The following is an 18529-nucleotide window of genomic DNA, read 5'->3' on the forward strand; positions in this document are numbered from 1 at the left end:
CACGCCGGTAGAACACGAACAGTTCCTTACCAGCAATAAACTTCAGCCGGCACAAGCCGCCTGATCAACTGTCCACGATTTGCGGGTAACCCCACTACCTAGTTGGGGAGGAGAGGAAGGGTTGAGAGGTCGGGCGGGTTTAGGAGGCGTGGGCGTGGGTCGTGGCGAGGTTTGCCAGCGTAGACACCAGCAGCCGGCGCTCCACTACCTTGATGCGCTCGTGCAGGGTTTCCTCGGTATCGGACTCCTCGACGGCAACGGCTTCCTGGGCGATGATGGGCCCGGTGTCCACGCCGGCGTCGGCCCAGTGGACGGTGCAGCCGGTCACCTTCACGCCGTACGCCATCGCATCCCGCACACCGTGGGCGCCCGGGAACGCCGGAAGCAGGGCGGGGTGGGTGTTCAGGTACTTGCCGTTGAAAGCATCGATGAACTCCGGGCTCACAATCCGCATGAAGCCTGAAGACACCACCACGTCCGGCTCAAAAGCAGCTACGGCCTTGGTCAGGGCGGCGTTCCAGTCCGCCCGGTCCTGATAATCCTTGAAGTCCACCACAAACGTGGGGATGCCTGCAGCGCCGGAGCGTTCCACCCCAAAAGTCCCCGGCCGGTCGGCCCCCACCGCAGCGATTTCGACGTCGAGTTCCCCTGCCTTAACTGCGTCAATGACTGCCTGGAGGTTGGACCCGGTTCCGGAAACGAGGACTACGATGCGCATGGCTCTAGCTTATGGGCAGCCTCGCGTAGGCTGGAAAACATGAACTCCACACCGCAACCGGCTGGGCAGCAGCGCACAAAACCGCCGCTCAGCGAGGCAGCCAAGGCCTCGCTCGCCAAGACCCACACCCTGTTTCGGATCTTCGTGGTTTCGGTACTCGGCGCCTTTTTTGTGTATCAGCTGGACATCAACTACCTCTGGCTCACCGCCATCCTGACTGTGGCCAGCCTCACCCTCGGCGTGCTGCTGCTGGTCCGGGCCGCGCGGCTGAAGGAGTCCCGGCTTGTCCTCATCGGCACCATCTCCGGCCTGGTGGTGTCGGCGATCATGGTGCTGCTGATCCTGGTCACTGCCCTGTTCTTCGAGGACGTGCGCGAGTACCAGGCGTGCGCCGGGCGGGCCTTGACGCAGCAAGCGCAGTCGGCGTGCCGGGTACAGCTGCAGGAGTCGCTGCCCTCGCAGCTGCCCTAAGGGGCCGAACGCGCGGGGCAGCCGCTAGCGGACCAGCTCGGCTTCCTCTTCCTTCGCCGCCTGCTCACGTTCCAGCCACGGCCCTGCCGCGTAACCAATGACGACGCCGGCGGCAACTTCGGCGGCCACCCAGACTCCCGTCCACAAGGGGTCAGGGCCGATCGAGGTGAGGCGTCCGATCCCGGCCGAGCCGCGCGCCAGCCACGCCAGCCCGGCGGTCAGCAGCCCGGCAGCCAGTCCGCACAGCACGCCGAGCACCAGAGTGGAAACCGTAGCCGTGAACCAGCGGGCACGGACCTTGATGGAGAGCCACTCGTCGAAGTGGTTTTCGCCTTCGCGCAGGAACCACCAGCCGGCCAGGACACCGGCGAGGACCGGGACGATCAAGGCAGCGAAGGCGTACTCCAGGGGGCCAGCCGGGATGGCGGCCAGCACCGGGACGGACGGGAGCGGACCCACGGCAGTGCCCAAGGGGCCCACCTGGGAACCGACGCCCATGGAAAAACCTGAACCTGAGGCCCATGCGAGGGCAAATACCACGAGGTTGGGCAGGAACCCCAGCTGGGCAATGGTGAGTGCGGCACCTCCCACAGCGCCGGCGTCGAGCGCTTCATAGACCGCCACCACCAGGTTCCAGTGGATAAAGAGGTCAACAGCCAGCAGCAACGCGGCCAGCGCCAAGGCGGACAGCACCGCCACAAATCCGGCTTTCGCGGCGGAACCGAGGTAGGACCCCGCCCAGCGGGAATGCTGGCTGGTGCGGGAAATCCAGTCCACGGCGTCGACGCCGATGAGCCGGCTCCACGAGCCTGCCTCACGCCGTGCGCCGATCACCATGCCCAGGGCGTAGGGAATGAGCGGGATGAACATGGCGTGCCAGGCATTGATGCCGACGTCGGGCGTGCGGCAAACGAAACCCGTCGCCGCCCCGAAAGTCCCGTACACCACCCAGGAACCGAGGAGTGCCTGCCACAGCTGGTCGGTATAAGAAGCCCGTGCCAGCCGGCGGCCCGCCCGCCAGGCGAGCAGGAAGGGAATCAGTGTAAGGCCAAGCGGTATCAGCGTGAGCAGCCCGGAGCCTGCGCCGGCGGCGGCTGTGGAGCCGGCGGCCTTGAGTTCCAGCGGCACCCCATGGACCAGCAGCCATGACTGGCCAGCCAGCCGGGCCAAATAGTCCAGCGCGCCGTCATGGAATCCGGCGGTGGCCCAGACGGCCAGGACCGGCGCGATCACCACCAGTGCGGAGATGACGGCTGCCTGGGCCGTTTCGAGGGCACCCTGCATCCATAGGGGCATGGGAAGGCCACGGTCTCCGGTCTGATCAGCGCGCAGTTTCATCGTTTTCCATGGTGTCACGGCGGCACTGTCCGGTCCGTGACCGACAGGCGCAACAGCATCGGCGCAACCCGGAGGGCGCCGGCTCAATACCGGCCTGCGCCGGCGCTTTTCACCAGGGGCAGCCGTAAAATTGAACTGTCCACAATAGTGGCAGGAGGCAAAGAATGACTACCGCATCCCCACATGCACACGGCGTTCACTTTGGGCGGGCAGACGTCCAAAACGTTGGCATGGGCGTGGGAATTGTTTTGATGCTGGTGGGTGTCCTGGGCTTTATCCCGGGCGTCACCACGCAATACAGCGAACTGATGTTCCTTGGACCGGCTTCGCATGCCATGTTCCTCGGTTTGTTCCAGGTATCCATGCTGCTCAACATTGTGCAGCTGGCCATCGGCGCAACCGGCCTGGCCATGTCCCGTTCCGAATACGGCGCCCGCAACTTCCTCTTGGGAGCAGGCGCACTGTATATCGTCCTGGCTATCTTCGGGCTGATTGTCGGTGTTGGTTCGGCGGCCAATTTCCTGTCGCTGAACATGGCGGACAACTGGACCCACCTGGCATTGGGCGTCGTGATGATTGTTGCCGGCTGGCTGTTCTCCAGGAACCTGGCGGCCAGCAGGACATAGCCCGGAATTCGTAACCCGGGAAAAACAGGAGCCGCGAATGGGAGAAGGACATTAAGTTCTGAAGATGTTCGTTGTACTGGCTGGTGCAGTTGCCGTTTCCGGCGTTGCTGCACCGGCATTCCGCGGCTGGACCGCCACCAGCGGGAAACAGCCGCGGCAATAGAACAAAGTTCCGCATGCACAACGACGCCGGGAGCCCCCAAGTGGACTCCCGGCGTCGTTCGCTGGATGGTTGCCCTCGCACCGGTCCGTTCAGCGGCGCGTCAGCAGTAAATCAGCGGCGGAAGGTCAGCGGCGGCGGTTGCCGTCCACGCCGTCAGCGTCGATGTGCTCCTTGCGGACTTCCTCGTTGACGGTGACGTCATCCTGGACCACATCCTTGTCGAGGCGGACCCGCTCCACCGGGACGGTTTCCTTCTCCACCACGGGGCGTTCCTCGTGCAGGATCACTTCGTGCTCTTCTTCACTGATGTCCGGGCCGTTAAGCGCCGCACCGCGGTTGGCATCAGTGATGGGCTCGCGCTCCAGGCGTACTTCTTCGCGCTGTACCGGGACTGTCTTCGTGACGTTCTCAGTGGTGACGTACTTCCGGAGGCGGGCCCGGCCGGCAGCCTCGCGCTCGGTGCCAACATGAAGCTGCTCCTCCGAGCGGGTCATGGCGTCATCGGTGGTGGGGCCGGAGGTGTCGTGGCCAACAGCGCCGCGGCCGGAGGTGCCGCTGGCAGCGTATCCGTCCGTACCCGCGTTCGGGGTGCCTGCGTTGAGGTCGGCGTCGCCCTGCAGGTCCACGTCGCCGCGGGTTCCGGAATCGCGGGCATCGGAGTAGGTCCGGGCGCCGCGTTCGTAGTAGGTGTACAGCCGGTCCTCTTCCTCAGGGGTGAGGTGTCCGTCCACGTCCACCCGGGGCGCGTCCTTGACGTGATCCTTGCTGTACGGAACCACCAGGTCGTCGCCCTGCGTGTGTGACCCTTCAACGGGCACAAAGGACTGGGAGGTGCCGAAGAGACCGGTCTTGACGGTGACCCATGTGGGCTCCCCGGTGTCATCGTCTGCGTAGAGCTGCCCGATTGAGCCGATCTTCTCGCCGTCGGAACCGAGTACGTTGCCGTTCTTGTTGAGCAGGCTTTCAAGGTTTTCCCTGTTGAGCATGACGTCTCCTTGGATTTGTCGTTGCGCTGGGTCAAGCCAGCATGGATGTTCCGGCGCCGGGGTCTCCCCCAGTGCACGGCCTCCGCCCCCTTTGCTAGAGGCATCGCGCTGACTGCCCGTCTACAGTAAGCATGCTTAGCATCAAAAGGAAAGTCTACTTAGTACTTTTTTATCGGGGCGTCTTCGGATCCCGCCCTGACGAGGCGTTTTGTCCTGAAAAATTTTCCGGACTCCTTAGCGGGAGACAAGGTGGCGCTGAGGCCAACGGGCCCTGATGTTTCCCTAACCTTTCCCCCGGCGTCACATCAGGTCCCCCGCCCCGCAACGCCGCACGCCCACCGTTGAGGGGTGAGGATCGCAATTGTTGCTGAATCATTCCTGCCCCTGATGAACGGTGTGACGCACTCCATCCTGCGGGTGCTGGAACACCTTGAGGAACGGGGTGACGACGTCCTGGTCATCGCCCCCTCCACCCAGGACACGGAAGCGCCGCACCATGTCAAGGGCGCGGAGATCCACCGGCTTCCAGCGGTGCCGCTGGCCGGCTATACGAACGTTCGGGTCGCCATGGGCGGTGTGTACCGGGTCAAGAGAATCCTTGCCGACTACGCACCGGACGTGGTCCATCTGGCCTCTCCGTTCGTCCTCGGCTGGCGGGCAGCCCAGGCCGCGCATCAACTGGGGATCCCAACCGTAGCCATCTACCAGACAGAGGTTCCCAGCTACGCGGCGCGGTACGGCGTCCCGTTCCTGGAGAACTGGGCCTGGAACCGGGTGGAGAACATCCATCTGCTCGCCAGCCGCACCCTGGTGCCGTCCACGTTCGCGCTGAACCAGTTGCGCGGCCGCGGCATCCCCCGGTTGCAGATGTGGCGGCGCGGCGTGGACACGGCCCGTTTTTCGCCGGAAAAGCGCGACGACGGGTGGCGGGCCGGGGCGGCTCCCGGCGGTGAGCGGATAATCGGCTACGTGGGCCGGCTGGCCGTGGAGAAGCAGGTGGAGGACCTCGCCGCCCTGGCCGGCATTCCTCACACCAGGTTGGTGATTGTGGGCGACGGTCCGCAGCGGGCGGCCCTGGAAGAGGCCCTTCCGGATGCCGTCTTCACCGGATTCCTGGGCGGCGAAGACCTGGCCCGCGCCGTGGCGTCTTTTGACCTGTTTGTCCATCCCGGCGAGTTCGAAACGTTCTGCCAGACCATCCAGGAAGCCATGGCGTCGGGTGTGCCGGTGGTGGCCACGGGCCGCGGCGGGCCGCTGGACCTGGTGGAGAACTCGCGGACCGGCTGGCTCTATGAGCCCGGGGACCTGTCCGGAATGCGCAGCCGCGTGCTGGACCTCATGGGCGACGACGCCAAGCGGCGCGCCTTCGCCGCAGCGGCGCATGCGTCGGTGCAGGACAGGACCTGGCCCGCCCTCTGCGGACAGCTGGTCCGGCACTACGAAGAAGTCATCAGCGGCACATTGGCCCCGTTCCCTGCGCCCACCGGCCCGCGCCCAACCAACGCCAAAGGGGCAACGCTGTGAAGATCTCGGTTATCGGCTGTGGTTACCTCGGCGCGGTTCATGCCGCCACGCTTGCGTCGATGGGCCACACCGTTGTGGGCGTTGACGTCGATCCCGGCAAGGTTGGCCAGCTGTCCCGCGGCCAGGCACCCTTTCACGAGCCCGGCCTGGACGAGCTGCTGCAGGACGGCCTTACTACCGGGCGGCTGACTTTCTCCACGACGGCGGCGGACGCCAAGGGCGCGCAGGTGCACTTCCTGTGCGTGGGCACCCCCCAACATAAAACGTCCGACGCCGCCGACCTCACCTACCTTGTCTCCGCTGCAGAGGCGCTGCTGCCGCACGTGGCCGCGGGCGCCGTCGTCGTGGGAAAGTCCACTGTGCCCGTTGGCACCGTGGACATGCTCCGCGAGGTGATGCGCGAGCGGCCCGATGTGCTGCTGGCCTGGAATCCGGAGTTCCTCCGGCAGGGCACGGCGGTGAAGGACTCACTGGTGCCGGACCGGCTGGTCTACGGGGTGGACGGCGGGCGGGCCGCCGCGTTCAGCCCCCGGACGGGCGCACCCACGGGGGCCACCGCCGCCCTGGATGCTGTCTATGAGCCGCTGCTCGACGCCGGGATCCCCCGCCTGGTATGCAACTTCGCCACCGCGGAACTCATCAAGTCGGCGGCCAACGCCTACCTCGCCACCAAAGTCAGCTTTATCAATGCCGTGGCCGAACTTTGTGACGCCGCCGGTGCCGACGTGGCGGAGCTGAGCGAGGCGATGGGGATGGACCCGCGGATCGGCGGCCGGTACCTGCACGCAGGGCTGGGCTTCGGCGGCGGATGCCTGCCCAAGGACATCCGCAGCCTCCGTTCCCAGGCAGCGAGCCTCGGCGTCACTGCTGTGGAGGACTGGATGCAGCTGGTGGACGGCGTCAACCTCGGCCAGCGCGCCCGGACCTTGAGCCTCGCTGCCGGACTCTGCGGCGGAAGCCTCGCCGGGCGTTCCGTCACGGTGCTGGGCGCGTCCTTCAAGCCGGACACCGATGACATCCGCGACTCCCCCGCACTGGACGTCGCGGACCGCCTCGCAGCTGCCGGGGCGCACGTGACGGTGACCGACCCCAAGGCCGTGAATCACGCCTGGCGGCGCTACCCGCGGCTCCGGTTCGAGGCGTCGACGCTGCGGGCGCTGCAGGGTGCAGAGCTGGTGCTCCTCCTCACCGAGTGGGATGAGTACCGGCAGCTCTCGCCCGGAGTTGCAGGCGCACTGGTACGACGCCGGGCGGTGCTTGATGCCCGCAACGTGCTGGATGCCGCGGCCTGGCAGGCGGAGGGCTGGGTGGTTCGCGGCCTCGGAACCAGCACCGGCAAGGCAGCCCCGGTGCCTGCCACTCCCGGGCCGGCTGCCAACGGCGCCCCGTTCCCCCGAAGGGGTTAGTCCAGGAGGCCGAGCTGGGCAAAGGCAAGCGCCACACCATTGCCGGCCGGGCCTAGGGTAACCCTGTCGGCGACGGCCAGCACCCTGGGGTGGCCGTCCTCCACCGCGATGCCAATGCCTGCGTACTCAAGCATCTCGATGTCATTGGCGCTGTCCCCGATGGCCACGATGTCCTCGCGCTTCAGGCCCAAATGCTTCTCCACCACCTGGATGCCTACCGCTTTGTGGGTTCCGGCCATAAAGATCTCCCCCGCGCTGTCACCCAGTGCCGAGAGCGAACTGGGGATGAGTCCTACGCCCTGGCCGAGCCCCTCAATCAGGCCGGTCAGCGGAACCGGCGAGTCAAAACAAGAGATCTTGGCGTAGGACACGGACCGGAGGTCATCGCTGTACTGCACCGGACCCAGGATGTCTTCCACCGGATCAACGTCAGTGCTCAGGACGCCGTCGTGCCGGGGCCTGCCCGCAAAAACAGGCGTCAGCACCCGCCGCAGGCGCTGGTCCACGCCGGTCCTTCCATACAGCGCTTCGGGCGCTTCAAGGATGTAGGCGACATCGTTAGCGTCAAGCGTGTCCACGATCCGTGCTGCCAGGTCCTGGTTGAACCGCGTGTCCTTCAGTACGGCCCCGTTCAGCTCCACCCGGGCACCAGCACCGGTGATCACGCCGTCGAACCCTGCGTCCAGGATGTGCCCCGGGACCATGGACAGCGGCCGGCCGGTGCACACGAACACCAGGTGTCCGCGCCGCCGCACCTCCTGGACGGCGTCCACGTGGGCAGCAGGGACCACCCCATGATCCGCATAGGTGCCGTCGATGTCTAGGAAGATGGCGCGTGGCCGGACGTTTTGCTGGCTGGACATGCCGGAGCTCCTTCGGTTTGGCCGGGGACAGTCAACTCTATCGAAGGAGCCGCCAGCTGCCCGGGAATCACGGGATTCCCGCTGCTGCCGCCCCCGGTTCCACCGTCAGGGCAGCCTGCTCCGGCCAAACTGACAGTCATCCCGTGATATTTAAGGTCTTGAAGTGTAGTAAGCACACTGATTGAATTAGGGAACCGGATATGGGGGCACGGCACAACTTACTGATTAAGGAGTGACAACATGGGTATTCTCGGATTTCTCATTTTGGGCCTGATCGCGGGTGCTATTGCCAAGGCCATCCTGCCGGGACGTCAAGGCGGAGGCTGGGTAGTCACCATGGTCCTCGGCGTCGTCGGCGCCATCCTGGGCGGCTGGATCGGCTCGCTGATCTTCGGCGGCGGACTGGCTGAATTCTTCGATATCCGCACATGGCTGCTGGCCATCCTCGGGTCGATTGTCGTACTGCTGATCTACGGTGCAGTCACCAACCGGAGCAGCCGCCGCGTATAGCTGCAGCTCACACTAACCAAGCGCAAAGCGCCGTCCTCCCCCGCGGAGGGCGGCGCTTTTGCATGCCATGGCCCGCGCATTTTGCCTACTTAGCCCATACGCCGGAAAAAAACGGTTTCCGCTGACCGTGGATTTTGGGGGCGGGCACTTTATGATGTGCGAGGGGGGTGGTGTAATGGCTGATTCTCAAAGCCAAAACAACGGACTGGCAACGCCGTCATTCGGCATTGTCCTGGACGCCAGCCCCGACGCACTCCTGGCATTGGCTCCCGACGGCAGCATCACCGTGGCGAACGCCGCTGCTGAGAGGCTTTTCGGGTTCAAGCCGAAAGAATTGGCGGGCCGGAATTACCGCTCCCTCTTGACGCCTGGCTTCCATAACGAGGTGGACCGGCTGTTCCAGCAACTGCTGGCGGAGCCGGGGGGATACCCGCCGCCGCGGGAGGTCTTTTGCGTGAACAGCAACGGGACCGAGTTTCCGGCGGAAGTGGCAGTGGCGCTGCTCCCAGGGTCCGTCCTGGCGGCTCAGCCGGCTGCCGGGACCGGGCACCAGCTGCTCCTCTCGGTCCGCGGCACAGCGCACCGGGCTGCGGCCCAGGAGGATCTGCGGGAGGCGATGTCCCTGCTGACCGCCACCCTGGAATCCACTGCGGACGGCATCCTGGTGATCAGCAACCAGGGCCATGTTGCCGGTTTCAACGACCAGTTCCTGAGAATGTGGGGCATCCCGCCGGAGCTCCTCGAGGGCGACAGCGAGGAACCGATCGTGCGCCTGGTGGTTTCGCAACTGGCGGATCCGGTGGCCTTCATGGGCCGCATCAATGAACTGCGGGACAACCCGGAAGCGGAAAGCCACGACGTCCTGGATTTCAAGGACGGCCGCACGTTCGAGCGGTACTCCCGCCCGCAGCGGGTGGGTGAGCAGATCGTGGGCAGGGTATGGAGCTTTCGGGACGTCACCCCCCGGCGAAAGGCGCAGGAACAGGCGCAACAGGCCTTGCTGGACCTTGCTGCGCAGGCCGAAAAACTGCGGACCATGGCCTTCCAGGATCCGCTGACAGGGCTGGCCAACAGGGCCGTGTTCAACGACGCCCTGGCGGATGCCTTGGAGGAGCCGCGGCTGAAGGCGGTGGACGTCCTCCTGCTGGACCTGGACGACTTCAAGGAAGTCAACGACATCCTGGGGCACCAGGCAGGGGACGACATGCTGATCGAAGTGGCGCGCCGGCTCCGCGGCTGCGTCCCCACAGCTGATGTGGTGGCCCGGCTCGGCGGTGATGAATTCGTGGTACTGCTGACCGCCTGCCCGGACGCCGACGACATTGCCGGGTGCATCGTCCGCTGCCTGCACGTCCCCGTCACTATCAACGGCACAGTACTGCGGCCGAGCCTCAGCCTGGGACTGGCATCCCTGGGGCAGGACAACGTGGGCGCCTCCGAGCTGCTGCGGCATGCGGACATTGCCATGTACGCAGCAAAGGCCGCCGGAAAGAACCGCTTCCTCCGGTTCCACCCGGACATGATGACCGCCCTGGTCCAGCGGACCGACATGGAAAGCGGACTGCAAATGGCGGTATCCCGGGGCGAGATCTCGGTGGACTTCCAGCCCATCGTGTCGCACCGGATGGGCCAGGTGGTGCAGTTCGAAGCGCTGGCACGGTGGGACAGGGACGGCGAGCGCGTGCCGCCGTCGGTCTTTATCCCGCTGGCCGAACGTACCGGGCTCATTAACGAAATCGGTGCCGAAGTGATGGCCTACGGCATGGTGCAGCTGGCCTCGTGGCTGAGCGAGGACCCATCCCGGTCCCTGTCCGTGAACGTCTCCGGCGTCCAGCTGCAGAACCCGGATTTCGCCGAAGAAGTCCTGCGCCTCGCCGATGCCAGCGGAGTGGCCGCCTACCAGCTGGCGCTGGAAGTGACCGAGTCCGTCTTTTTCGACGCCGACTGGAGCCTGATCAAACAGCTCAGCCGGCTGCGGGACGCCGGGGCCCGGGTTGCCCTGGACGATTTTGGCACCGGCTATTCCTCCCTGGGCCGGTTGCAGGACCTGCCAGTGGATACCGTGAAAATCGACAAGAGCTTTGTGTCCATGGTCCGCACCGGCAGCGAGCGCCTGCCCATCCTCAGTTCCATGATCAACATGGCCCACAGCCTCGGGTTGACCGTCACGGCCGAAGGCGTGGAAACGGCGGCCCAGGCCGACTACCTCACGGCCCTGGAGTGTGACTCCCTTCAGGGGTACCTTTTCTCGCTGCCGGAGCCAGGCATGCGGATGGAGTACGCGTTGCAGCACGCGGAAGAAGCCCTCAACGCCCTCAAGGGGCGGTAAAAGGACGCGCGCCCCCGCCATTTAGGCGATGTGAGGCATATCATGGGAAGGCGTCTCCGCCCAGGTCTCGGGTGGGCCCCGTGCCCGGTTTTCCCAACGGTTCCGGAGTTCCAGGGCGCACCTATGGGGAGGGTTCCCGCGTGTCTCAGACTGGTCTCCTGCAACACCGGCCCACCGGCCGCAGCAACAGATTTCCCGCGACATGGCTGGCAGTGCTGACGGCCATCAGTCTGGCCGGGCTTGGCGTCTTTTTCGCGGCCAACAGCGGGTCTCCGGCTGCCCTGGTCACCGGTGATTTCACCATCCTGGCGGCTTCCCTGCTGGCGGGGGCGAGCTGCACGCGGGCCGCCCGGCGCGGCGGCGCCAATGCCAGGGCCTGGACGTTTATGGCGGCCGCCGCCTTCATCTGGGCAGCAGGCATGGCCCTCTACGCCTTTTACGGCCTGGCCAACAACCACGTGTACCCCTTCCCCTCCCTGGCAGATGCCTTGTTCATCGGCTACTCGGTGCCGGCCGTCGTCGCGCTTTTTTCGTTCAAAAGGCGCAGCGGCAACCATGTGGCGCTGTACCGGGCCGTGATGGACGCGGCAGTGATTGCCGGCTCCGTGCTGGTGGTCAGCTGGTACGTCGTGCTGGGCGCCGCCTTCGACGCAGAGGGCGATCCCCTGGCCCGGCTCACCGGGATGGGCTACCCGGTGGCGGACCTGGTGATCACCTCCCTGGTGCTGGTCCTGGCCATGCGCCGGCAGCCGGGTGAGCGGCTGCCCTGGTTCTGCTTCGGCGGCGGGCTGCTGGTGCTGGCCGTGACGGACAGTATCTACGTGCGGTTGACGTTCGACGGCGTCAGCGGCACCACGGGTTCGCCCCTCGCCCTGGGCTGGATCATCGCCTTCCTCCTGATAGCCCTCGCGCCGCTGGCACCGTACCAGGAGAATTCCGGGTCAGACCGGACCGGCTACACCCTCGCGCTTGAGCTGCTCCCGTATGTGCCGCTGCTGGTTGCCGTGGTGCTGTTCGCCGGCCCGCACCTGCCGGAGCTCGATCCCTTCCTGCTGGTGGTGGGTGCCGCCGTCCTGGTGTTCGTGATGGTGCGGCAGGTGCTGATCATCCTGGAGAACATCACCCTCACCACCGGACTCGAGGATGAGGTGGCGGTCCGGACCAGGGAACTGGAGGCAGCCCGCGAGGCAGCCCTGGAGTCCAGCAGGCTGAAGTCGGAGTTCCTGGCCACCATGAGCCACGAGATCCGGACGCCGATGAACGGCGTGGTGGGCCTGACCGCACTGTTGCTGGAGACCCCGCTGGACCCCACCCAGAAGCAGTACGCGGACGGCGTGAAGGGCGCAGGCGAGGCACTACTGGCCCTGATCAATGACATCCTGGACTTCTCCAAGCTGGAGGCCGGCAAGGTTGACCTGGACGTCCGCCCCTTTGATCCGCGCGTCCTCGTGGAGGAGGTGGCCGGGCTCCTCGCCGAACCTGCGCAGGCCAAGAACCTGGAGCTGATCGCCTACTGCGAACCCGAGGTTCCCGCACGGCTGGTGGGCGACTCCGGCCGGATCCGCCAGATCCTCCTCAACCTGGCGTCCAACGCGGTCAAGTTCACGGCATCCGGCGAGGTATCCATCAGGGTCACCACGCAGAACCCCGGCGCTGCTGCCGGAAGCACCGCCACTGTGCACTTCGAGGTCCGCGATACCGGTATCGGCATTGAGCCTTCCCAGCACGGCAGGCTCTTCCAATCGTTCTCACAGGCCGACGCCTCCACGACCCGCAGGTACGGCGGCACCGGCCTGGGCCTGGCCATCTGCAGCCGGCTGACGGACGCGATGGACGGCGACATCGGCCTCGAAAGCATCCCCGGGAAGGGCAGCACCTTCTGGTTCCGGCTGCCCCTGCCGGTGGCGCCGCCATCCACGGACCCAGTTCCCGCGGCCGGCTTCCTCAACGGCCTGCGGGTCCTGGTGGTGGATGACAACGCCACCAACAGACTGGTGCTCGAATCGCAGCTGCGGGGCTGGCGGCTGCTGCCCGAGGCCGTCCCCGATGCTGCCTCGGCGCTGGTCCGGGCCCGTGAGGCAGAGGCGGCCGGGGAGCCTTTCCAGCTGGCCGTGCTGGACTTCTGCATGCCGGATACGGACGGGCTGGAGCTCGCGCGGCGCATCAAGGCCGATGCCGGGCTCGCGGAAATGGAACTGATCATGCTCACCTCCACGATGCAGGTCAACGCCGCGGAGATCAGCGACGCCGGCGTGCGCGAATGGCTGATGAAGCCCGTCCGGAGCTCTGAGTTCTACAACCGACTGGTCCGGCTGATGTCCACACACGAGCCTTCAGTTCCGGCCGCCGCCCCATCCCAGGTTTCGGCTGCTTCGGACGGGCCGTCACGCGGCCGGATCCTGGTAGTGGAGGACAACGAGGTGAACCAGCTGGTTGCCCGTGCCACCGTCAGTAGGCTCGGTTATGCGGTGGACGTGGTCTCCAATGGTGTTGAGGCCCTCACCGCCACCGCCGGTTTTCGGTATGCCGCTGTCCTGATGGACTGCCACATGCCGGTGATGGACGGGTTTGAAGCCACCCGCCAGATCCGGCGCCGGGACACCACGCATCCGCGGCTGCCCATCATTGCCATGACCGCCGGCGCGCTGGACGGTGACCGGGAACGGTGCCTCGCTGCCGGAATGGACGATTACCTCGCCAAACCGGTGGACGCCGCCGCCCTGGAAGCCACGCTGGTCCGCTGGGTTCCGGAAACCGGGACCCGCCTTGTTCAGGGGCTCGCCGGACAGCCGCTGGCAGTGACCGGAGGGACACCGCCGACGGGCCAGGCAACCGTTGCCGCCCTGGACCAGGACCGGATTGCCATCCTGCGGGAGCTGGGACCGGACGACGGGCGGGGCCTGCTGCCCGAGGCGGTGGCCGCGTTCCGGCGCGGCCTGCCTGAGCGGGTGGCCGCCCTGAAAGCGGCCGTGGACGACGGCGACGGGCCTGCCTTGGCACAGGCGGCGCACGCGCTGAAGGGGTCGGCGGCCAATATCGGGGCCGCCGCCGTCGCGGGGATCTGTGCCGGGCTGGAAGGGCTGGGCCGGGGCGGGACGGCCGACGGCGGTGACGCCCTGGTCCGGCGCCTTGAGGCGGAGCTGCACCGGCTGGACGCGGAACTGGACGCGGCGCTGGAGGTGACCCCGTGAAAGTACTGGTGGCCGATGACGACCCGGGCTCGCTGATGGTGGCGAGGGCCGCCGTCGAACGTTCCGGGCATAACTGCCTGACTGCCGGGGACGGCGACGAGGCGTGGGCGCTGTACCTGGAGCATCAGCCGGACGTGGTGGTGACCGACTGGATGATGCCGGGTATGGACGGGCTGGCTTTGTGCCGGGCTATCCGGGCGCGGGAGCAGGACCTGTACACGTATGTGGTGCTGCTGACCTCGCAGGGCTCGCGGGACGATGTGCTCGCGGGGCTGGAGGCCGGCGCGGACGACTACGTCACCAAGCCGCTGGACCCGTTTGTGCTCCATGCCCGGCTGCTGGTGGCCCGGCGCATCACCACCCTGCACGCGGACCTGGCACACTACCGCCGGGTCCTGTCCCGGCAGGCGCGGACGGATCCGCTGACCGGGCTGCACAACCGGCTCAAGCTGTCGGAGGATCTGGAGCAGTTGCACCTGCGCAGCGAGCGGTACGCGGAGCAGTACAGCCTGGCCATGTGCGACGTGGACAATTTCAAGAGCTTCAATGATCTCTACGGCCACCAGGCCGGAGACTTGGCCCTGCGGGCTGTGGCCGCGGCGCTGCTGGGCATTGCCAGGAAAAGCGATGGCGTGTACCGCTACGGCGGCGAAGAGTTCCTGCTGGTGCTGCCTCAGCAGTCAGGAACGGGGGCGAAGGCGCTGATGGAACGGGCGCTGGCGGCCGTACGGGACCTGGCCATTGTGCATGCCGGCGATCCGTCCGGGCAGCTGCGGCTCAGCGCCGGGATCTCGTCGTATTGCCACGGGCACCGGGCTGACGCCGACGCGCTGGTGGGTGCGGCCGACGCCGCGTTGTACGCAGCCAAGGCCGCGGGACGGAACAGGGTGGAACTGGCCCGGTAGGTCCGGTCAGGCAGCCTTCTTGGAGCCGGACTTTTTCTGGATCGGCTTCTGCTGCTTTGGCGTCTGGGTTGACGGCTGTTGCTGGGCCGGCTGCTGCTGGGCGGCCATGTGCTGCGGGACTGGCTGCTGTTGTACCGGCTCGGTGACAGCTTCCGCTGCGACGTCGTAGGCCTCGTCAACTGCCTCTGCTTCCATCGCTTCGGCTGCTGCAAATGCGCCGGCGGCTGCGCGGTTGCGCTTCCAACGGCGGAGCAGATCAACTGCGGCCACGACGCCGGCCAGTGGCGTGAGGACGGCTGCCAGGTAGACGAAGAGCATCCAGGTCAGTGTGGTGAGCGGTGGCTGGTTGTTGTTCAGGAGGGAGAGCCCGCCCAGCAGGCCAGTGGCCCAAAAAAGGACCACTGCGGTGAGCACCGCTGCGGCCGGGAAATACTGGTTGGTCACGATCTTTTTCAGGTTTTCCACGCACTTCCTCCTGCCTGGCCGGGGCACGGCTACAGCCGCTCAAGACCAGTATGGGGCTGCCGAGGCGCGAATCGCGGCAACACGCAGGCGCTGGTGACGAACCTAACGTCCGGCCCAGCACGGCGCGGATATTTTCGCCCTCTTCCCTGCCGCAGACCCAGCGAATACCGTGGACCTGACCGGCGCCGCTGCCGGCTTGCCCGAACTGTTGGCCACCCTGGAGGTCCTTATGCGAAAAGTCACTGCCGGTTTGTTCCATTCCGTTGACGGCGTGGTGTCAGAACCGTTCAAGTTCCAGTTCGACAGCTTCGACGACGAGCTTGGTGCGGGCCTGACCAAAATGATGCAGACGGTGGACACGGTAGTACTGGGCCGGGTCAGCTACCAGGAATGGGCTGGTTACTGGCCAACCGCTACAGCGGACCAGGACTTTGCGGCCTTCATCAATTCCGTGGACAAGTTTGTGGCCTCGCGGTCGTTGAAGGAACCGCTGGAATGGCAGAACTCGCGCCTGATGGACGCACCCTTGGAAGAATTCGTGGGCAAGCTGAAGGAGCGCGACGGCGGCGAGATCGCCGTGTGCGGCAGCATCTCCGTGACCCGGCAGCTGCTCTTCGCCGGGCTGCTGGATTCGCTGACGCTGATGACCCACCCGGTCATCGCCGGCACAGGCCGCCGCCTGTTCGAAGACGGCGACCCCACCACCAGGCTTGAGCTGCAGGACCAGTACCGGACCAGCAAGGGCAACGTGATCAGCGTGTACGGGCGCCGCGGGGAGTAGCCGCCGTTTCCACGCCCCCGGCCGGGAGGTAGGCATCTTCGCACAGCGGGTAAAATCTTCGGGTCATGCATTGTTTCTACTTCGATGCCGGCCGTTGCCGCTCCTGCACCCACATGGGTACGCCCTACCTTGAACAGCTCGAAGGCAAGCAGAGGCACTGCCAAACCCTCCTCGGCGACCACACGTCGTTGGAATGGCTGCCAGCACTTCCCGGTGGGGAGTCCGGCTTCCGCAACAAGGCCAAGATGGCGATTGGCGGAACAGCCCAGCGGCCCACCATCGGGATCCTCGACGCTGAAGGTTTTGGGGTGGACCTGCGCCAATGCGGCGTCTGCTCCCCCGGCCTGCGGGCGTGTTTCCCGGTTCTTGCGGACTTCATCCGCCAAACCCGCCTGACGCCGTACGATCTTCCGCGGCGCAGCGGCGAGCTGAAGCACCTGATCCTCACCGAATCACCGCACGGCGATATCATGCTCCGCCTGGTGCTGCGCTCGGAACAACTGGTGCCGCGCATCCGGAAAAACCTCCCCGGCCTGCTGGCTGCCCTGCCGCAGGTGAAGGTGGTTTCGGTGAACCTGCTCCCGGAGCACAAGGCCGTGCTGGAGGGTGAGCGCGAGATCCTGCTGACAGAGCAGTCAACGCTCAGGATGCGGGTCAACGACGTTAATCTTCACCTCCGGCCGCAGAGCTTTTTCCAGACCAACAGCGAGATGGCCGCCGCGCTGTACCGGCAGGGGCGCGAGTGGGTCAACGAGCTGGCGCCGGCCTCGGTCTGGGACCTCTACTGCGGCGTGGGCGGTTTCGCGTTACACTGCGCGGACCCGTCCAGGGACGTGACCGGCATCGAAACGAGCAGCGAAGCCATCGTCTCGGCCAAAATCAGCAGTGAAGAAGCGGGGCTGCCGGGCCTGGACTTCCGGGCCGGCGACGCCACCGCCTTCGCCCTCGCGGCGGACCAGTCACCCGAACTGGTCATCGTCAACCCGCCCCGCCGCGGCATCGGCAAAGAGCTGTGCGGTTGGCTTGAATCGTCGGACGTCGAGCATGTTGTCTACTCGAGCTGCAATGCCCAGTCGCTGGCCCGCGACCTGGCTGCACTCCCCTCGTTCACGGCGCGGCAGGCCCGGGTCCTGGACATGTTCCCGCAAACCACGCACTACGAAGCGATGGTTCTGCTCAGCCGGTCCTAACTCGTGCACAGGCGGCAAAGCCCGTCAGCGTCTATGCCGAGCCCTGACTGGCAACAATCAAGCCTGCACATCAAGGTCTCCGAAGGATCACCTCAAGATTTCCGCCTATCCCATCTTCTGCCTGCTCAGGATTGCTAGGCTCGCCTCACAATTCGCATCCTGCAACGCCAAAATTGGGGCATAAATGAATAAGAAGCACCACATTTCCCGGCTCTTCCATGCCCGGATCAAGAAATCAGTTCCCGCGCAAGGCACCCAGCAGCAAGGCTCAACGACCATAAAGCTCGCCGCCGCGGCCGGTGCGGCGCTGCTTCTGCTCAGCGGCTGCGGTGCTTCATCCAATTCACTGACCGCGGTCGCCGACGGCAGGGCCACCAACTCAGCTACCGCTACCCCCACACCGTCTTCGACACCGACTCCTCTCGCCAAAACTCCGTGCAGCACTGTGGAGAGCCAAAGGGCTTCTGCCGGTGCCACATATATTTGCACTGCCGACGAAGCTGGCAAACTGATGTGGCTTGAACAGTCAGAATCAAAGAAGTTGACCGGAAAGATAGCAGCTGCCGCCGCGGCAAAGGCGGCAGCGGACAAAGCAGCAGCGGACAAGGCTGCTGCAGATGCGGCCGCAGCGGAAGCAGCGGCCAAGGCCGCTGCGGACGCAAAAGCCGCGGAAGAGGCGGCGGCAGCTCAAGCAGCGGCCGCAGCAGCAGCTGCGAAAGCGGCCCCGGCCCCGGCCCCGGCCCCGGCTCCCGCCCCTCCGGCACCAAAGTATGTAGCGCCCGCAGCTCCAGCCGCACCATCGGGATGCGATACCAACTATTCAGGCTGCGTTCCAATCGCCTCGGACGTTGACTGTGCCGGTGGAAGCGGCAATGGACCAGCCTACGTCCAGGGTCCGGTGCGCGTCCTGGGCTCCGACATCTACGGGCTGGACAGAGACAGCGACGGAATCGGCTGCGAAGGCTAGCTGTACTAACCCGGTTGGTTGGTGACACGGCTGACCGGTGAGGCGCCTTTGAGTGCGGTGTGGGGCCTGTGGTGATTGTAGTACTCGATGAAGTTG

16 protein-coding genes are annotated in these 18529 nt (G+C 65.9%); 11 read left to right on the plus strand and 5 right to left on the minus strand.

All coding sequences use genetic code 11. The features are described 5' to 3' along the window. Window positions 1–139 precede the first annotated feature (139 nt). On the minus strand, window positions 140–718 hold the full coding sequence (gene purN / locus BMX78_RS21425) for a phosphoribosylglycinamide formyltransferase (RefSeq protein WP_091424281.1): 579 nt from the start codon (window positions 716–718) through the stop codon (window positions 140–142). 39 nt (window positions 719–757) lie between these two features. On the opposite strand from purN, the gene BMX78_RS21430 reads away from it, so the two are divergent. Further along, a complete protein-coding gene (locus BMX78_RS21430) occupies window positions 758–1189 on the plus strand; it encodes a hypothetical protein (protein ID WP_091424284.1) in 432 nt (143 codons plus the stop codon). Window positions 1190–1213: 24 nt separating this feature from the next. Here the strand turns inward: BMX78_RS21430 and BMX78_RS21435 are convergent, their stop codons facing one another. Next, on the minus strand, window positions 1214–2527 hold the full coding sequence (locus BMX78_RS21435) for a cell division protein PerM (RefSeq protein WP_091424287.1): 1314 nt from the start codon (window positions 2525–2527) through the stop codon (window positions 1214–1216). A gap of 164 nt (window positions 2528–2691) precedes the next feature. Between BMX78_RS21435 and BMX78_RS21440 the strand changes: the two genes are divergently transcribed. Continuing rightward, window positions 2692–3153, plus strand: a complete 462-nt coding sequence (locus tag BMX78_RS21440; RefSeq protein WP_091424290.1) for a DUF4383 domain-containing protein — start codon at window positions 2692–2694, stop codon at window positions 3151–3153. Window positions 3154–3441: 288 nt separating this feature from the next. Here the strand turns inward: BMX78_RS21440 and BMX78_RS21445 are convergent, their stop codons facing one another. Further along, window positions 3442–4302, minus strand: coding sequence for a PRC and DUF2382 domain-containing protein (locus tag BMX78_RS21445; protein ID WP_091424294.1), 861 nt, complete (start codon window positions 4300–4302; stop codon window positions 3442–3444). 348 nt (window positions 4303–4650) lie between these two features. Between BMX78_RS21445 and BMX78_RS21450 the strand changes: the two genes are divergently transcribed. Together BMX78_RS21450 and BMX78_RS21455 are read left to right on the plus strand one after the other, a co-directional pair. Continuing rightward, window positions 4651–5826, plus strand: coding sequence for a glycosyltransferase family 4 protein (locus tag BMX78_RS21450; protein WP_286139211.1), 1176 nt, complete (start codon window positions 4651–4653; stop codon window positions 5824–5826). Further along, the gene (locus BMX78_RS21455; protein ID WP_091424296.1) at window positions 5823–7232 is read left to right on the plus strand and encodes a UDP-glucose dehydrogenase family protein; all 1410 of its coding nucleotides are present in this window, start codon (window positions 5823–5825) and stop codon (window positions 7230–7232) included. The genes BMX78_RS21450 and BMX78_RS21455 overlap by 4 nt, the downstream gene beginning before the upstream one ends. On the opposite strand, the gene BMX78_RS21460 is transcribed toward BMX78_RS21455, so the two are convergent. Beyond that, the gene (locus tag BMX78_RS21460; RefSeq protein WP_091424300.1) at window positions 7229–8095 is read right to left on the minus strand and encodes an HAD hydrolase family protein; all 867 of its coding nucleotides are present in this window, start codon (window positions 8093–8095) and stop codon (window positions 7229–7231) included. The genes BMX78_RS21455 and BMX78_RS21460 overlap by 4 nt on opposite strands. A gap of 240 nt (window positions 8096–8335) precedes the next feature. Between BMX78_RS21460 and BMX78_RS21465 the strand changes: the two genes are divergently transcribed. From BMX78_RS21465 to BMX78_RS21480, 4 genes are all read left to right on the plus strand, one after another. Continuing rightward, on the plus strand, window positions 8336–8605 hold the full coding sequence (locus BMX78_RS21465; RefSeq protein WP_050055989.1) for a GlsB/YeaQ/YmgE family stress response membrane protein: 270 nt from the start codon (window positions 8336–8338) through the stop codon (window positions 8603–8605). A 175-nt stretch (window positions 8606–8780) separates the two neighbouring features. Further along, the gene (locus BMX78_RS21470) at window positions 8781–10934 is read left to right on the plus strand and encodes a sensor domain-containing protein (RefSeq protein WP_091424302.1); all 2154 of its coding nucleotides are present in this window, start codon (window positions 8781–8783) and stop codon (window positions 10932–10934) included. 140 nt (window positions 10935–11074) lie between these two features. Continuing rightward, the gene (locus BMX78_RS21475; protein ID WP_286139212.1) at window positions 11075–14125 is read left to right on the plus strand and encodes a hybrid sensor histidine kinase/response regulator; all 3051 of its coding nucleotides are present in this window, start codon (window positions 11075–11077) and stop codon (window positions 14123–14125) included. Then, entirely contained in the window at window positions 14122–15030 is a 909-nt protein-coding gene (locus tag BMX78_RS21480) for a GGDEF domain-containing response regulator (protein WP_091424307.1), read from the plus strand. Before BMX78_RS21475 ends, BMX78_RS21480 begins: the two co-directional genes overlap by 4 nt. A 6-nt stretch (window positions 15031–15036) precedes the next feature. Here BMX78_RS21480 and BMX78_RS21485 read toward each other — a convergent pair whose 3' ends face one another. Then, on the minus strand, window positions 15037–15495 hold the full coding sequence (locus BMX78_RS21485) for a hypothetical protein (RefSeq protein WP_091424311.1): 459 nt from the start codon (window positions 15493–15495) through the stop codon (window positions 15037–15039). 229 nt (window positions 15496–15724) lie between these two features. On the opposite strand from BMX78_RS21485, the gene BMX78_RS21490 reads away from it, so the two are divergent. From BMX78_RS21490 to BMX78_RS21500, 3 genes are all read left to right on the plus strand, one after another. Beyond that, a complete protein-coding gene (locus BMX78_RS21490) occupies window positions 15725–16276 on the plus strand; it encodes a dihydrofolate reductase family protein (RefSeq protein WP_091424320.1) in 552 nt (183 codons plus the stop codon). 65 nt (window positions 16277–16341) lie between these two features. Next, on the plus strand, window positions 16342–17466 hold the full coding sequence (gene rlmC, locus BMX78_RS21495) for a 23S rRNA (uracil(747)-C(5))-methyltransferase RlmC (protein ID WP_091424315.1): 1125 nt from the start codon (window positions 16342–16344) through the stop codon (window positions 17464–17466). 184 nt (window positions 17467–17650) lie between these two features. Beyond that, window positions 17651–18433, plus strand: a complete 783-nt coding sequence (locus tag BMX78_RS21500) for a hypothetical protein (protein ID WP_286139213.1) — start codon at window positions 17651–17653, stop codon at window positions 18431–18433. Window positions 18434–18529 lie beyond the last annotated feature (96 nt).

It is taken from the genome of Arthrobacter sp. OV608 (assembly GCA_900110595.1).
In the GTDB taxonomy this organism is placed as follows: domain Bacteria; phylum Actinomycetota; class Actinomycetes; order Actinomycetales; family Micrococcaceae; genus Arthrobacter.

Bases quoted from the DNA above. Each gene is read 5' to 3' on its own strand.
- BMX78_RS21430 (WP_091424284.1), top strand. From the start codon at position 758: ATGAACTCCACACCGCAACCGGCTGGGCAGCAGCGCACAAAACCGCCG.
- BMX78_RS21445 (WP_091424294.1), bottom strand. From the start codon at position 4,302: ATGCTCAACAGGGAAAACCTTGAAAGCCTGCTCAACAAGAACGGCAAC.
- BMX78_RS21470 (WP_091424302.1), top strand. From the start codon at position 8,781: ATGGCTGATTCTCAAAGCCAAAACAACGGACTGGCAACGCCGTCATTC.
- purN (WP_091424281.1), bottom strand. From the start codon at position 718: ATGCGCATCGTAGTCCTCGTTTCCGGAACCGGGTCCAACCTCCAGGCA.
- BMX78_RS21435 (WP_091424287.1), bottom strand. From the start codon at position 2,527: ATGAAACTGCGCGCTGATCAGACCGGAGACCGTGGCCTTCCCATGCCC.
- BMX78_RS21500 (WP_286139213.1), top strand. From the start codon at position 17,651: ATGAATAAGAAGCACCACATTTCCCGGCTCTTCCATGCCCGGATCAAG.
- BMX78_RS21465 (WP_050055989.1), top strand. From the start codon at position 8,336: ATGGGTATTCTCGGATTTCTCATTTTGGGCCTGATCGCGGGTGCTATT.
- BMX78_RS21460 (WP_091424300.1), bottom strand. From the start codon at position 8,095: ATGTCCAGCCAGCAAAACGTCCGGCCACGCGCCATCTTCCTAGACATC.
- rlmC (WP_091424315.1), top strand. From the start codon at position 16,342: ATGCATTGTTTCTACTTCGATGCCGGCCGTTGCCGCTCCTGCACCCAC.
- BMX78_RS21440 (WP_091424290.1), top strand. From the start codon at position 2,692: ATGACTACCGCATCCCCACATGCACACGGCGTTCACTTTGGGCGGGCA.
- BMX78_RS21490 (WP_091424320.1), top strand. From the start codon at position 15,725: ATGCGAAAAGTCACTGCCGGTTTGTTCCATTCCGTTGACGGCGTGGTG.